Raw genomic sequence first — 12,168 nt, forward strand, 5'->3', positions numbered from 1 at the left:
AGCTTGCTCGGGGAGGATCGCTAAGGTCGAACGGGCGTTCAACAGCCGAGGAGACATTCCATGCCGCTGACCGACGATGCCGAGATCAAGTCGCTGCTGGAGGAAACGCGCACGATCGCGCTGGTGGGGGCGTCCGACCGGCCCGACCGCCCGTCGTACGGCGTGATGAAGGAATTGCAGGACCACGGCTATCGCGTGATCCCGGTCAATCCGCAGATCACGGGCGAGCATCTGCATGGCGAGTTCGTCTTCCGCGAGCTGGCGCAGCTGGGCGATCCGATCGACATGGTCGACATCTTCCGCCGGTCCGACGCGGCGGGGGAGGCGGTCGATGCGGCGATCGCGATCGGGGCGAAGGCGGTGTGGATGCAATTGGGCGTGGTGAACGAGGCGGCGGCGGCGCGCGCGGAGGCGGCGGGGCTGAAGGTCGTCATGGACCGCTGCCCCGCGATCGAGATCCCGCGGCTGGGCGTCGCGCGGGTCGACGCGTCGTGATCCTTCTGGCGTTCCTGTTGCAGGTCAGCGACGCGACCTTGGTCGCCGATGCGCGATCGCGCCTGTCGGCCGAGGCGCCCGCGCCGTCGCGCAAGGACACGCGTTACCGCATCGACGATGACGACGACACCGGCCCCGACGGCAAGACGCGCGCGCTGGGCGTGACGGGGCAGCCGTGCGCTCTGGTCGGCGCGCGCGTGTGCACGCGCAAGCCGCGGACATGGGTGAAGGCGCCGTTGCCGCAATGATCCGATCGCGGGACGATCGACTGTCGTTCGATCTTGTCGGCTGGTGATTGGTCGCCAGCCGCGATATCCCTGCAACGGTCGTCGCCCCGGATCGCGTCCGGGGTGACGGTCAAGGGATAGGAACCACCATGACCGACCGTGCCGACCTGACCATCGCCCCCGTCCTGACGGATTTCATCGAAGCGCGCGCGTTGCCGGGCACGGGGATCGAGGCCGCCCTCTTCTGGCAGGGCGTCGCGGCCATCTTCGCCCGCTTCACCCCCGACAATCGCGCCCTGCTGGCGCGGCGCGACTCGCTTCAGGCGCGGATCGACGCGCGCTATCGTGCGGGCGGCGCGGTGGATGCGGCGTTCCTGCGCGACATCGGCTATCTGGTCGACGAACCCGCGCCCTTCACGATCGCGCCGCCGAACGTCGACGCGGAAGTGGCGCGGATCGCGGGGCCGCAGCTGGTCGTGCCGATCCTGAACGCGCGCTTCCTGCTGAATGCGGCGAATGCGCGCTGGGGCAGCCTGTACGACGCGCTGTACGGCACCGATGCGATTCCGGGGGAACGGGCGCCGGGATACGACATCGCGCGCGGCGCCAAGGTGATCGCCTGGGCCAAGGCGTTCCTGGACGATGCCGTCCCGCTGGCGGAGGGATCGTGGGCGGACCTGGCCGGGGAGCCGGTGCCCGCCGATCCCGCGCTGTTCGTCGGGCGGTCCGACAAGGGCCTGCTGTATCGCCACAACGGCCTGCATATCGAGGTGGTGATCGATCGCGATCACCCGATCGGGCGCGACGATCCCGCGGGGATCGCGGACGTGATCCTGGAAAGCGCGATCACGACCATCTGTGACCTGGAGGATTCGGTCGCGGCGGTCGATGCGGACGACAAGGTCGCGGCCTATGCCAACTGGCTGGGGCTGATGAAGGGCGACCTGACCGATACGTTCGAGAAGGGCGGACGCAGCGTCACGCGCGCGTTGAACCCCGATCGCCGCTATACCGCGCCCGACGGATCGACCCTGACGCTGCCGGGGCGCAGCCTGCTGTTCGTGCGCAACGTCGGGCATTTGATGACGACGCCCGCGGTGCTGCTGCCCGACGGAAGCGAGGCGCCGGAAGGGATTCTCGACGCGATCCTGACCAGCCTGATCGCAATGCACGACGTTCTTGACGGGAAGGGGGGCCTGAACAGCCGCACCGGCAGCATCTATATCGTGAAGCCCAAGATGCACGGGCCGGACGAGGCGGCGTTCACCAACCGCCTGTTCGACGCGGTCGAGGACCTGCTGGGCCTGTCCCGCCATACGATCAAGGTGGGCGTGATGGACGAGGAGCGGCGCACGTCCGCCAACCTGGCCGCGTGCATCCACGCGGTGAAGGACCGCGTGGTGTTCATCAACACCGGCTTCCTCGACCGCACCGGGGACGAGATGCACACCGCGATGCAGGCCGGACCGATGATCCGGAAGGGCGAGATGAAGGCGTCCGGCTGGATCAGGGCGTATGAGGATCGCAACGTGCAGATCGGCCTCGCCTGCGGCCTGTCCGGCCGGGCGCAGATCGGGAAGGGCATGTGGGCCGCGCCGGACATGATGGCGGACATGCTGGAGCAGAAGGCGGCGCACCCGACGAGCGGCGCGACGACCGCCTGGGTCCCGTCCCCCACCGCGGCGACGCTGCACGCGACGCATTACCACCGCGTCTCCGTCGCCGAGCGGCAGAAGGCGCGCGCGGCCGAGCCGGTGGCGTCGCTCGACGCGCTGCTGGCCGTGCCGGTCGCGACCGGGCGCAACTGGTCGCCCGACGAGGTGCGCGAGGAACTGGACAACAATGCGCAGGGGATTCTGGGCTATGTCGTGCGCTGGATCGACCAGGGCGTGGGCTGTTCGAAGGTGCCGGACATCCACGACGTCGGCCTGATGGAGGATCGCGCGACGTTGCGGATATCGTCGCAGCACATGGCCAACTGGCTGCTCCACGGCGTCGCCACGCCGGAGGAGGCGGATGCGGCGCTGGCGCGGATGGCGGCGAAGGTGGACGCGCAGAATGCGGGCGACCCGGCGTACCGGAAGCTGACGCCCGACGGACTGGCGTGGCAGGCGGCGCGCGCGCTGGTGTTCGACGGCGTGGACCAGCCGAGCGGCTATACCGAACCGCTGCTCCACCGTTTTCGTGCTGAGGCGAAGGCGCGGGGGTGAGGACCGTTCACCGCCTCCGTTCGGCCTGAGCGACGTCGAAGGCCAAGCGCTGCCTGTGTGCTTCGACGACGCTCAGCACGAACGGATGTCGGGATCCGTCATTTCAGGCAGGAGTCCAGCCCGGCGCGGCGGATGACGCCGACGTGGCGGGCGATGGTGTTGCCGTGGCGGCGGACGAAGCCGCGGGGGGCCACCGCCTCGCGCTTCTTGGGCAGCGGCAGGACCGCGGCGATCCGGCCCGCCTCCGTCGGTGACAGCGTCGCGGCGGAATGGCCGAAATAGCGCTGCGCCCCGGCCTCGACCCCATAGGTGCCGATGCCCGTCTCCGCGACGTTCAGATACACTTCCATGATCCGCTTCTTCCCCCACAGCGTCTCGATCAGGAAGGTGAACCACGCCTCGAACACTTTGCGGACATAGCCGCCGCCCTGGAACAGAAAGGCGTTCTTCGCCGTCTGCTGGCTGATCGTGGAGCCGCCGCGAATCCGGCCGCCCTTCGCGTTCCGGTATGCGGCGTTGGCGATCGCGCCCAGATCGAAGCCGTTGTGCGAGCAGAAGCGCGAATCCTCTCCCGCGATCGCCGCGCGCGGCATGTCGGGATCGATCCGCGACAGCGGCGTCCAGTCCTTCGTGATCGAATGGCCGCCCAGAAGGTCGCCGACCATCGTGAAGGTGATGGGCGGGGGGACGAAGCGATAGAGGCCGACCCAGACCACGCTGACGACGACGAACCACAGGACGATCTTCGACAGGAAGCGGACGGCGTGGATCATCGCGTATCGCTAGGCGAAAGGGGGGTGGGGAGGGAAGCCCCGACGCTCGGCCCGTTTCCGTCATGCCGGGCCTGTCCGGGCATCGCGAATTACACGCGGCGGCGCCCGCGACTCTGGATCCTGGGACAAGCCGGGAACTACGCCGTCAGGCGGGCGGCGCGGATTGTCGCGCACGGTCAAACGAAACGCGGACGGAGGGGGAAGGGGGTGTGTCCCCGCGAAGGCGGGGACCCGGTCCGGGCTCCCGCCTTCGCGGGAGCACACACTATGCCGTCAGCAGCCGCCTGTCGCCCGCCAGCCGCATCATCGCGCGTTGCAGCTTCTCGAACGCGCGCACCTCGATCTGGCGCACGCGTTCGCGCGACACGCCGTACACCTGCGACAATTCCTCCAGCGTCTTGGGATCGTCGGTCAGGCGGCGTTCGGTCAGGATGTGCTTCTCGCGATCGTTCAGGTCGTCCATCGCGTCGACCAGCATGCCGTGGCGCACGTCCGCCTCCTGCTGGTCGGCCACCACCTTGTCCTGCAACGGGGCGTCGTCCTGCAACCAGTCCTGCCACTGGCCCTCGCCGTCCTCGCGCATCGACACGTTCAGCGACGTGTCGCCGCCCATCGCCATGCGGCGGTTCATGCTGACGACGTCGGATTCGTTGACGCCGAGGTCGGTCGCGATCTTCGTCACGTTCTCGGGGCTGAGGTCGCCGTCCTCGAACGCGTCGAGCCGCGCCTTCATCCGGCGCAGGTTGAAGAACAGTTTCTTCTGCGCCGCGGTGGTGCCCATCTTCACGAGGCTCCACGAGCGCAGGATGAATTCCTGGATCGACGCGCGGATCCACCACATCGCATAGGTGGCGAGGCGGAAGCCGCGGTCGGGCTCGAACTTCTTCACGCCCTGCATCAGACCGATGTTGCCCTCGGAAATCAGCTCGCTGACGGGCAGGCCGTAGCCGCGATAGCCCATCGCGATCTTCGCCACGAGGCGCAGGTGGCTCGTCACCAGCTGCGCCGCCGCGTCGGTGTCGCCATGTTCCTGGAATCGCTTGGCGAGCATGTATTCCTGCTCGGGCGCCAGGATCGGGAATTTCTTGATCTCGGACAGATAGCGATTGAGGCTCTGTTCACCGCCCAGCGCGGGGATCGTCGCGGGTACGTTGCTGCGGCCTGCCATGATCGAAAACTCCCTTTCCCTGTCGGGAATGCGTGCCCTGCTGCGGCGCAACACATATACCCGTTCTATACGTCGAGCTGACTGAACAGTTCCTGCATGTCGGCCGGCATCGCGCTCTCGAACGACACGGCGATGCCCGTCACCGGATGGACGAACCCCAGCAGCGCCGCATGCAGCGCCTGCCGGTGGAACGACAGGCGTTCCAGCAGCTCCTTGTGAGCCTGCTTTGTTCTACCGTACACCGGGTCGCCGAGCAAGCCGTGGCCGATCGAGGTCATGTGGACGCGCACCTGGTGCGTGCGCCCGGTTTCCAGCCGGCATTCGACCAGCGCGGCGCCCTTCAGACGCTGCACCGTGCGGAAATGGGTCACCGCGCGCTTGCCGCCCGATACGATCGCGACCTTCTTCCGGTTCTGCGGGCTGCGCGCCAGCGGGGCGTCGACCGTGCCCGCGGGCGGGACCGGATGGCCCGCGACGATCGCGCGATAGCGGCGGTCGATCGAATGCGCGGCGAACTGTTTCGCCAGCCCTTCGTGCGCGCGATCGGTCTTCGCCGCCACCATCAGGCCGGACGTGTCCTTGTCGATGCGATGGACGATGCCGGGCCGCGCGACGCCGCCGATGCCCGACAGCGATCCGCCGCAGTGATGCAGCAGCGCGTTGACCAACGTGCCGTCGGGATTGCCGCAGGCGGGGTGGACGACGAGGCCCGCGGGCTTGTCGATAACGATCAGATGCTCGTCCTCGAACGCCACGACCAGCGGGATGTCCTGCGCCACGTTGTGCGCGGGCGTGGGATCGGGGATGACGACCGCGAAGGCGTCGCCCGCGGCGGCGCGCTTCGCGGGATCGCGGACCAGCGTACCGTCGCGCGTGACCTGTCCGGAGGAGATCAGCGCCTTCAGCCGCTCGCGCGACAGCGTCGGGACCGCGTCCGCGAGCGCGCGGTCGAGCCGCCATCCGTCGGCGGCGGGCGCGATCTGCGCCTGTATGATGGAAACCCCCCGGTCCATTGCGTAAGCGAGATGGGGATGACCGCCGCGCTTTCAATCGAACTTTCGCTCGCCCAGCGCGAAGCCGTGCTTCGTCACGCGTCGGAAAGCGCGGACGAGGTGTGCGGCCTGCTGCTGGGACGGGGCGACCGCGTCATGGAGGTGAGGGCCTGCGCGAACGTCGCCGCCGATCCGGCGCGCCGGTTCGAGATCGATCCGGCGGCTTTGATCGCCGCACATCGCGCGGCGCGGGGCGGCGGGCCGCGCGTGATCGGGCATTATCATTCGCACCCGTCGGGCGACGCCACGCCGTCGCCGCGCGACGCCGCCGACGCGGTGCCCGACGGGTCGGTGTGGATCGTCGTCGCGGGCGACGCGCTGACCGCGTGGCGCGCGACGGCGGACGGCGCGCTGCATGGCCGCTTCGTCGCGATCGACGTCATGACGCCGGTTGCGCCGCGAGTCGCGAGCGGCCATTAGGTGCGGCGTCAAGGGTATCGGCCCGAGGGGATTTCATGACGATCAGCCCGGTGGATTTCGCCAGCCTGCTATGTTCGCGGCTGTGCCACGACCTGCTGTCGCCCGTCGGCGCGCTGAACAACGGGCTGGAGCTGCTCGCGGACGAAACCGATCCCGAGATGCGCGCGCGGTGCATGCAGCTGCTGCACGAAAGCGCGCGGGTGTCGGCGAACAAGCTGAAGTTCTTCCGCCTGGCGTTCGGCGCCGCGGGCGGGTTCGGGGAGCGGGTCGACACGCGTGAGGCGCGGGTGGCGCTGGAAGGATTGCTGGGCGACAACAAGCGGCTCGACCTGCATTGGCAGGTGGCGGAGAACGAGCTGCCGAAGGCGGCGGTGAAGGTGCTGCTGAACCTGGCGCTGATCGCGGGCGACGCGCTGCCGCGCGGCGGGGCGGTGACGATCGGCGCGGAGGAGACGGGGGAGGCGACCGAGATCGTGATCCAGGCCGAAGGGCCGCGCACGATCCTGGACCCCGAATTGCGCGACACGTTGGTCGACGGGGCCGCGGGCGACGCGGTGACGCCGCGCGCGGCGGCGGCGTTCCTGGTCCATGCGCTGGCCAGCGAGGCGGGCGGATCGGTCGTCGTCAGCGCGCCGGTCGACGGCGCGCTGCTGTTCGGGGCGACGCTGCCGACGCGGTGACGGAAACAACTCCCTTTCTCCTGCGGGGAGAGGGCCAGGCAACCACTCGACCTAAATCCCCTCTTAACCATCGCCGTGCGATGCGCGGCGCATGGACGATCTGTTGCAGGAATTCATCGCCGAGACGCGCGAGACGCTGGAGGCGATATCGGGCGAGATCATCGGATGGGAGGCGGCGCCGGGCGATCGCGCGCGGCTGGATGCGATCTTCCGCTTCGTCCACACGATCAAGGGCAGTTGCGGCTTCCTCGACCTGCCGCGGCTGACGCGCCTGAGCCATGCGGCGGAGGACGCCTTGTCCGCGGTGCGCGACGGCACGCGCGTGCCCGACGCCGCGCTGGTCACCGCGATCCTGGCCATCATCGACCGGATCGGCGAGGTGGTCGAGGCGATCGACGCGGGCGCCGCGCTGGACGACAGCGGCGAGGACATCCTGGTCGCCGCGCTGGACGGCCTGCCCGTGCCCGATCACGCCGCGGTCCCCGACGCGCAGGCCGAGGCGGCGGTGCCGCACGTCCCGCGCGCCGCCAAGCGTACCGTGCGCCTGTCGGTCGACCTGCTGGACCATATGATGAGCGGCGTGTCCGACATGGTGCTGGCGCGCAACCAGCTGGCGCGCGGGATGCGCGACACGGGCGATCCGCGGCTGGAATCGCTGCTGGAACGGTTGACGATGACGGTCGACAGCCTGCGCGACACCGTCACGCGGACGCGGATGCAGCGGATCGAGGCGCTGTTCGCGCCCTTGCCGCGGCTGGTGCGCGACGTGGCCGCGTCGGTCGACAAGCAGGTGGCGCTGTCGATCGAGGGCGCGGACGTGGAGCTGGACCGCGAGATGATCGAGCTGCTGCGCGATCCGCTGGTCCATCTGGTCCGCAACGCGATCGACCACGGGATCGAGGCGACGTCGGCGCGCCTCGCCGCGGGAAAGCCCGCTGCGGGCGCGCTGAAGGTATCGGCGCGGCAGGCGGGGAACCTGATCGTCATCGAGATCGCGGACGACGGCGCGGGCATCGATACCGACCGGCTGGTTGCCAAGCTGACGCGCGAGGACCCGTCGCGCGCGCGCGCGCTGGCGCAATTGTCCGACGCCGATCGCGCGGCGCTGGTGTTCGAACCCGGCCTGTCGTCGCGCGACGACGTGACCGCGGTATCGGGACGTGGCGTCGGCATGGACGTGGTGAAGGCCAATGTCGAACAGGTCGGCGGCCGCATCCAGCTGGTGAACCGGCCGGGCCAGGGGCTGGTCGTCGCGCTGGAGGTGCCGCTGACGCTGGCGATCCTGAATGCGGTGATGGTCAGCGCGGCGGGCAGCCGGTTCGCGCTGTCGCGCCAGGCGGTGGAGGAGATCGTCGCGATCGACCAGGCGCAGGTGCGCGTCGACCGTTTCGGCGCGACCGCGATGGTCGTGGTGCGCGGGCAACGATTGCCGCTGGTGCAGTTGCCGCGCCTGCTGGGCCAGCCCGATGCGGCGACGCTGCGGCTGCTTGCGGTCGTGTCGGTCCGCGCGGGGCGCTACGCGCTCGCGCTCGACGACGTGACCGATACGCAGGAACTGGTGGTGAAGCCCGCCGCGCCCGCCGTGATGCGCGCGGGCATCTTCGCCGGGCAGATGCTGCCCGACGACGGCGTCCCCGTCCTGTTGCTGGACGTCGCGGGCATCGCCGATCGCGCGGGCCTGTCGTTCGAGGATACGGTCGTCGCGGTAGAACCGGCGGCGGTGGTGGAGCCGCTGCGGGCGCTGATGTTCGACGACATGGACGGCGTCCGGCGGCTGATCCCGGCCGATGCGATCGATCGCATCGAGCGGGTCGTGGCGGGCACGGTGAACGTCGCGGCGGGCAGCATGTGGCTGACGTGCGGGGCGCGTTCCGTGCCCTTGTGGGGGGGCGTGCGCGACCCCGACACGGTGAAGACGGTGCTGCGCCTGACGCTGGACGGGCGCGAACTGGCCTATCCGGTGCGGCGCGCGATCGAGATCGTGCCGCTGCCCGACGACCCGGCCCCCGCCGCATCGGGCGCGGCGGTCGGCATCGTCGTGATCGACGGCCGGCCGGTCGAACTGCTCGACCCCTTCCTCCTGTTCAATCCCGCCGAAGGCGCGGCGGCGGCGGACCGGCCGCTGTGCCTGCTGCACGGCGGCGACGGACCGTGGATGGAGGCGTTCCTTCGCCCCACGATCGAGGCGGCGGGATATCGCGTCGCGCGCGTCCTGGCGCCCGGCGAGACGCCGCGCGTCGCGCTGGCGATGGCGGAGGACGCGGACCCGCCGGCGGGGCCGGTCATCCGGCTGGGCCGGAGGCGCGGCGAGGGCGTGTATCGCTACGATCGCGTCGCGCTGGTCGCCGCATTGCGGGAGGTGCGGGCATGAACGGGACGCTGAACCTGGTCGCGCACCTGGGCGGGTGCGGGCTGCTGATCGAGGCGACCCGCGTCGATTCGGTCGTCGACGTCGACACGCTGGTCCCCGTGCCGGGCGTGTCGCCCGCGGTGCTGGGCCTGGCGGCGATGCGCAGCCGGGTGGCGACCGTCATCGACGCGCGCCGCCTGCTGGGCCTGCCCGCCGCCGCCGCCGCCACCGCCACCGGGCGCGCCGTCGTGACCGCGGTCGACGGCCACCTGTACGCGATCGCGGTCGACACGCTGGAGGATGTGGCACGGTTCGAGATCGAGCCCGTCCCGCCGGGCATGAGCGCGGTATCGCAGGTCGTGTGCGGCGTCGCGGAAGGGGAGGGGGAAACGCTCCTCGCGCTCGACATCGACCGGCTGATCGCCGCGGTCGACGGCCATGTTAACGTCAAACTTACGCCTGCCGATCCATGTCGCGGCGGACAGAACAACGGGTGATGCGTATGAAGACCTGCCTCATAGTCGACGATTCGAAGGTGATCCGCAAGGTCGCCCGCCACATCCTGGAGACGCTGGATTTCACGGTGGCGGAGGCGGTCGACGGGCGCGACGCGTTGATGCAATGCCGCGCGTCCCTGCCCGACGTCATCCTGCTGGACTGGAACATGCCCGTCATGAGCGGGATCGAATTCCTGCGCGCGCTGGGCACCGAGCCGATGGCGCAGCGGCCCAAGGTCGTCTTCTGCACGACCGAGAACGGCATGGCGCACATCCGCACCGCGATCGAGGCGGGCGCCGACGAATATGTCATGAAGCCGTTCGATCGCGAGACGCTGCAAAGCAAGCTCCAGATCGTCGGGGTCGCCTGAACCCGCGATGCGTCCGTCGCATGCCCCCACCGATGCGCCGCCGCGCATCCTGATCGTCGACGATTCGGCGGTGGCGCGCGCCGCTCTGTCGCGGTTCGTGTCGGGCAGCGGGCGCTATGTCGTCGCGGGTGCGGTCGGTTCGGCCGACGCGGCGCTCGCCTTCCTGCGGGCCGAACGGGTCGACGTCGTCCTGCTCGACCTGGAGCTTCCCGGGACCAGCGGGATCGAGGCGTTGCCCGCGCTGCTTTCCGCCGGGCGGGGCGCGCGCATCCTGGTGGTATCCGGGTCCGCGGCCGAAGGGGCGGCGGTGACGATGCGGGCATTGGCGCTGGGCGCGGCGGACACGCTGGTGAAGCCGGTGGCGAACGCCTTCGCCTCCAGGTTCGGCGATCTGCTGGTCGGCCGGCTCGACCTCCTGACCGGCGGCGATGCCGCGACGCGGGCGCAGGCCCCGCGGCCGCGCGCCCCCGCCGGCGCGTTCGATGTCATAGCGATCGGTGCGTCGACCGGGGGCATCCACGCGCTGGCCACGCTGTTCGCCGCGGTGCCGGTGGAGATGACGCGCCCGATCCTGGTGACGCAGCATCTGCCCACCGCCTTCTCCCCCTTCTTCGCGGCGCAGGTCGCGCTGTCGGCACGGCGCCCGTGCGACGTGGCGCAGGACCGCGTCCGCATCCGCGACGGCCATGTGCTGGTCGCGCCGGGCGACGCGCATCTGGTGGCGGTGTCGCTGGGCGGCGGGGCCGCGGCGCGGCTGTCGCGCGAACCCGCGCCGACGGGCAACCTGCCGTCCGTCGACCCGATGTTCGCCAGCCTCGCCACGGTGTACGGCCCGCGCGTCCTGGCCATCGTGCTGAGCGGGATGGGGCGCGACGGGCTGGAAGGTGCGCGCGCCATCCGCGACGCGGGCGGCACGGTGGTGGTGCAGGACGCCGACAGTTCGGTCGTGTGGGGCATGCCCGGCGCGATCGCGGGCGCGGGCCTTGCCAATGCGGTCCTGTCGCCCGCGGAAATCGGCGTCTACGCCGCCTCGATCGGACGTGCCGCATGAACGCCCCGGCCCGCATCCCGTCCCCCGCGCGGCGCGGTCGTGCCGCCACCATCCTGGCGCGACTGCTGGAACAGCGGACCGGCCAGCGGCTCGCGGCCGATCGCGAATGGCGGATCGACACCGCGATCCGCCCGCTGCTGGCGGCGCTGGACCTCGACCATGCCGACGCGCTGGCCGCGCGGCTGGAAAAGGGCGGCGACGCCGGACTGGAGGAGCGGGTGGTCGACGCGCTGCTGAATCAGGAAACATCGTTCTTCCGCGACGCCGGCGTGATCGAATCCGCGGTGGAGGCGGTGCGCGGCGCCGCGGTGCCGGGCGCGCGGCAAAGGATATGGTGCGCCGCATGCGCGACGGGACAGGAGCCGCTGTCGCTGGCGATGCTGTTCGCGGAGGCGGGCGGCACCATGCCGGAAATACTGGCCACCGACGTATCCGCGGGCGCGATCGCGCGTGCGCGGTCGGGCGCCTATTCGCATTTCGAGATCCAGCGCGGCCTGCCGATCCGGCGCATGATGCGCTGGTTCGGGGACGAGGACGGCAAGTGGATCGCCGCGCCCGAACTGACGGGCATGATAAGCTTCCGCCGCCAGAACCTGGTCGCCGATCCGGCACCGGCGGGGGGATTCGACCTGATCCTGTGCCGCAACGTCCTGTTCTACCTGTCGCCCGGCGCGCGCGAGCAGGTGCTGGCGCGGCTGGCGAAGGCGTTGCGGCCCGACGGCCTGCTGCTGCTGGGCGCGGGCGAGACGGTGATCGGACAGTCCGCGCTGCTGCGGCCCAGCGCGCGGGCGCGGGGCCTGTACGAACGCATGGATCGCGACGCCGCCGGTCCGCCACGGGTTTACACCTAGCGCCGACGCCGCCAACGGTCGCG

At 70.5% G+C, this 12,168-nt stretch carries 13 protein-coding genes; 10 read left to right on the forward strand and 3 right to left on the reverse strand.

The genetic code is table 11. From position 1 onward, the window contains the following. Nucleotides 1-60 precede the first annotated feature (60 nt). From ASG29_RS05430 to ASG29_RS05440, 3 genes are all read left to right on the forward strand, one after another. Complete coding sequence (locus ASG29_RS05430; RefSeq protein WP_055981388.1) at nt 61-495, forward strand: CoA-binding protein; 435 nt, start codon at nt 61-63, stop codon at nt 493-495. After that, nucleotides 492-743 (forward strand): hypothetical protein, encoded by a 252-nt coding sequence (locus ASG29_RS05435; RefSeq protein WP_055981391.1) that lies wholly within the window; start codon nt 492-494, stop codon nt 741-743. The genes ASG29_RS05430 and ASG29_RS05435 overlap by 4 nt, the downstream gene beginning before the upstream one ends. A gap of 128 nt (nt 744-871) precedes the next feature. Continuing rightward, nucleotides 872-2,932, forward strand: a complete 2,061-nt coding sequence (locus ASG29_RS05440; protein ID WP_055981394.1) for a malate synthase G — start codon at nt 872-874, stop codon at nt 2,930-2,932. Between the two features lie 98 nt (nt 2,933-3,030). Here the strand turns inward: ASG29_RS05440 and mtgA are convergent, their stop codons facing one another. The 3 genes from mtgA to ASG29_RS05455 form a co-directional block, all read right to left on the reverse strand. Beyond that, a complete protein-coding gene (gene mtgA / locus ASG29_RS05445) occupies nt 3,031-3,705 on the reverse strand; it encodes a monofunctional biosynthetic peptidoglycan transglycosylase (protein ID WP_055981397.1) in 675 nt (224 codons plus the stop codon). A 265-nt stretch (nt 3,706-3,970) separates the two neighbouring features. After that, the gene (gene rpoH / locus ASG29_RS05450; RefSeq protein WP_055981400.1) at nt 3,971-4,873 is read right to left on the reverse strand and encodes an RNA polymerase sigma factor RpoH; all 903 of its coding nucleotides are present in this window, start codon (nt 4,871-4,873) and stop codon (nt 3,971-3,973) included. 65 nt (nt 4,874-4,938) lie between these two features. After that, nucleotides 4,939-5,886 (reverse strand): RluA family pseudouridine synthase, encoded by a 948-nt coding sequence (locus ASG29_RS05455; protein WP_055981403.1) that lies wholly within the window; start codon nt 5,884-5,886, stop codon nt 4,939-4,941. An 18-nt stretch (nt 5,887-5,904) separates the two neighbouring features. Here ASG29_RS05455 and ASG29_RS05460 point away from each other — a divergent pair, with 18 nt between their 5' ends. From ASG29_RS05460 to ASG29_RS05490, 7 genes are all read left to right on the forward strand, one after another. Beyond that, a complete protein-coding gene (locus ASG29_RS05460) occupies nt 5,905-6,345 on the forward strand; it encodes a M67 family metallopeptidase (RefSeq protein ID WP_055982265.1) in 441 nt (146 codons plus the stop codon). Between the two features lie 35 nt (nt 6,346-6,380). After that, nucleotides 6,381-7,025, forward strand: coding sequence for a histidine phosphotransferase family protein (locus ASG29_RS05465; RefSeq protein ID WP_055981406.1), 645 nt, complete (start codon nt 6,381-6,383; stop codon nt 7,023-7,025). 91 nt (nt 7,026-7,116) lie between these two features. Then, entirely contained in the window at nt 7,117-9,396 is a 2,280-nt protein-coding gene (locus tag ASG29_RS05470) for a chemotaxis protein CheA (RefSeq protein ID WP_055981409.1), read from the forward strand. After that, nucleotides 9,393-9,872: a chemotaxis protein CheW gene (locus ASG29_RS05475; RefSeq protein ID WP_055981412.1), complete on the forward strand. Its 480-nt coding sequence runs from the start codon at nt 9,393-9,395 to the stop codon at nt 9,870-9,872. Before ASG29_RS05470 ends, ASG29_RS05475 begins: the two co-directional genes overlap by 4 nt. Nucleotides 9,873-9,877: 5 nt before the next feature. Then, a complete protein-coding gene (locus ASG29_RS05480) occupies nt 9,878-10,243 on the forward strand; it encodes a response regulator (RefSeq protein WP_055981415.1) in 366 nt (121 codons plus the stop codon). A 7-nt stretch (nt 10,244-10,250) separates the two neighbouring features. Beyond that, a complete protein-coding gene (locus ASG29_RS05485; protein ID WP_055981419.1) occupies nt 10,251-11,294 on the forward strand; it encodes a chemotaxis protein CheB in 1,044 nt (347 codons plus the stop codon). Then, on the forward strand, nt 11,291-12,145 hold the full coding sequence (locus tag ASG29_RS05490; protein WP_082515679.1) for a CheR family methyltransferase: 855 nt from the start codon (nt 11,291-11,293) through the stop codon (nt 12,143-12,145). The genes ASG29_RS05485 and ASG29_RS05490 overlap by 4 nt, the downstream gene beginning before the upstream one ends. Nucleotides 12,146-12,168: the final 23 nt, after the last annotated feature.

Origin of the sequence: Sphingomonas sp. Leaf412 (genome assembly GCF_001425405.1) — a bacterium.
In the GTDB taxonomy this organism is placed as follows: domain Bacteria; phylum Pseudomonadota; class Alphaproteobacteria; order Sphingomonadales; family Sphingomonadaceae; genus Sphingomonas.

Excerpts from the sequence above, each read along its gene's own strand:
- ASG29_RS05475 (WP_055981412.1), top strand. The coding sequence starts at position 9,393 with ATGAACGGGACGCTGAACCTGGTCGCGCACCTGGGCGGGTGCGGGCTG.
- ASG29_RS05455 (WP_055981403.1), bottom strand. The coding sequence starts at position 5,886 with ATGGACCGGGGGGTTTCCATCATACAGGCGCAGATCGCGCCCGCCGCC.
- ASG29_RS05440 (WP_055981394.1), top strand. The coding sequence starts at position 872 with ATGACCGACCGTGCCGACCTGACCATCGCCCCCGTCCTGACGGATTTC.
- ASG29_RS05485 (WP_055981419.1), top strand. The coding sequence starts at position 10,251 with ATGCGTCCGTCGCATGCCCCCACCGATGCGCCGCCGCGCATCCTGATC.
- ASG29_RS05490 (WP_082515679.1), top strand. The coding sequence starts at position 11,291 with ATGAACGCCCCGGCCCGCATCCCGTCCCCCGCGCGGCGCGGTCGTGCC.
- ASG29_RS05460 (WP_055982265.1), top strand. The coding sequence starts at position 5,905 with ATGACCGCCGCGCTTTCAATCGAACTTTCGCTCGCCCAGCGCGAAGCC.
- ASG29_RS05480 (WP_055981415.1), top strand. The coding sequence starts at position 9,878 with ATGAAGACCTGCCTCATAGTCGACGATTCGAAGGTGATCCGCAAGGTC.
- ASG29_RS05430 (WP_055981388.1), top strand. The coding sequence starts at position 61 with ATGCCGCTGACCGACGATGCCGAGATCAAGTCGCTGCTGGAGGAAACG.
- rpoH (WP_055981400.1), bottom strand. The coding sequence starts at position 4,873 with ATGGCAGGCCGCAGCAACGTACCCGCGACGATCCCCGCGCTGGGCGGT.
- mtgA (WP_055981397.1), bottom strand. The coding sequence starts at position 3,705 with ATGATCCACGCCGTCCGCTTCCTGTCGAAGATCGTCCTGTGGTTCGTC.
- ASG29_RS05470 (WP_055981409.1), top strand. The coding sequence starts at position 7,117 with ATGGACGATCTGTTGCAGGAATTCATCGCCGAGACGCGCGAGACGCTG.
- ASG29_RS05465 (WP_055981406.1), top strand. The coding sequence starts at position 6,381 with ATGACGATCAGCCCGGTGGATTTCGCCAGCCTGCTATGTTCGCGGCTG.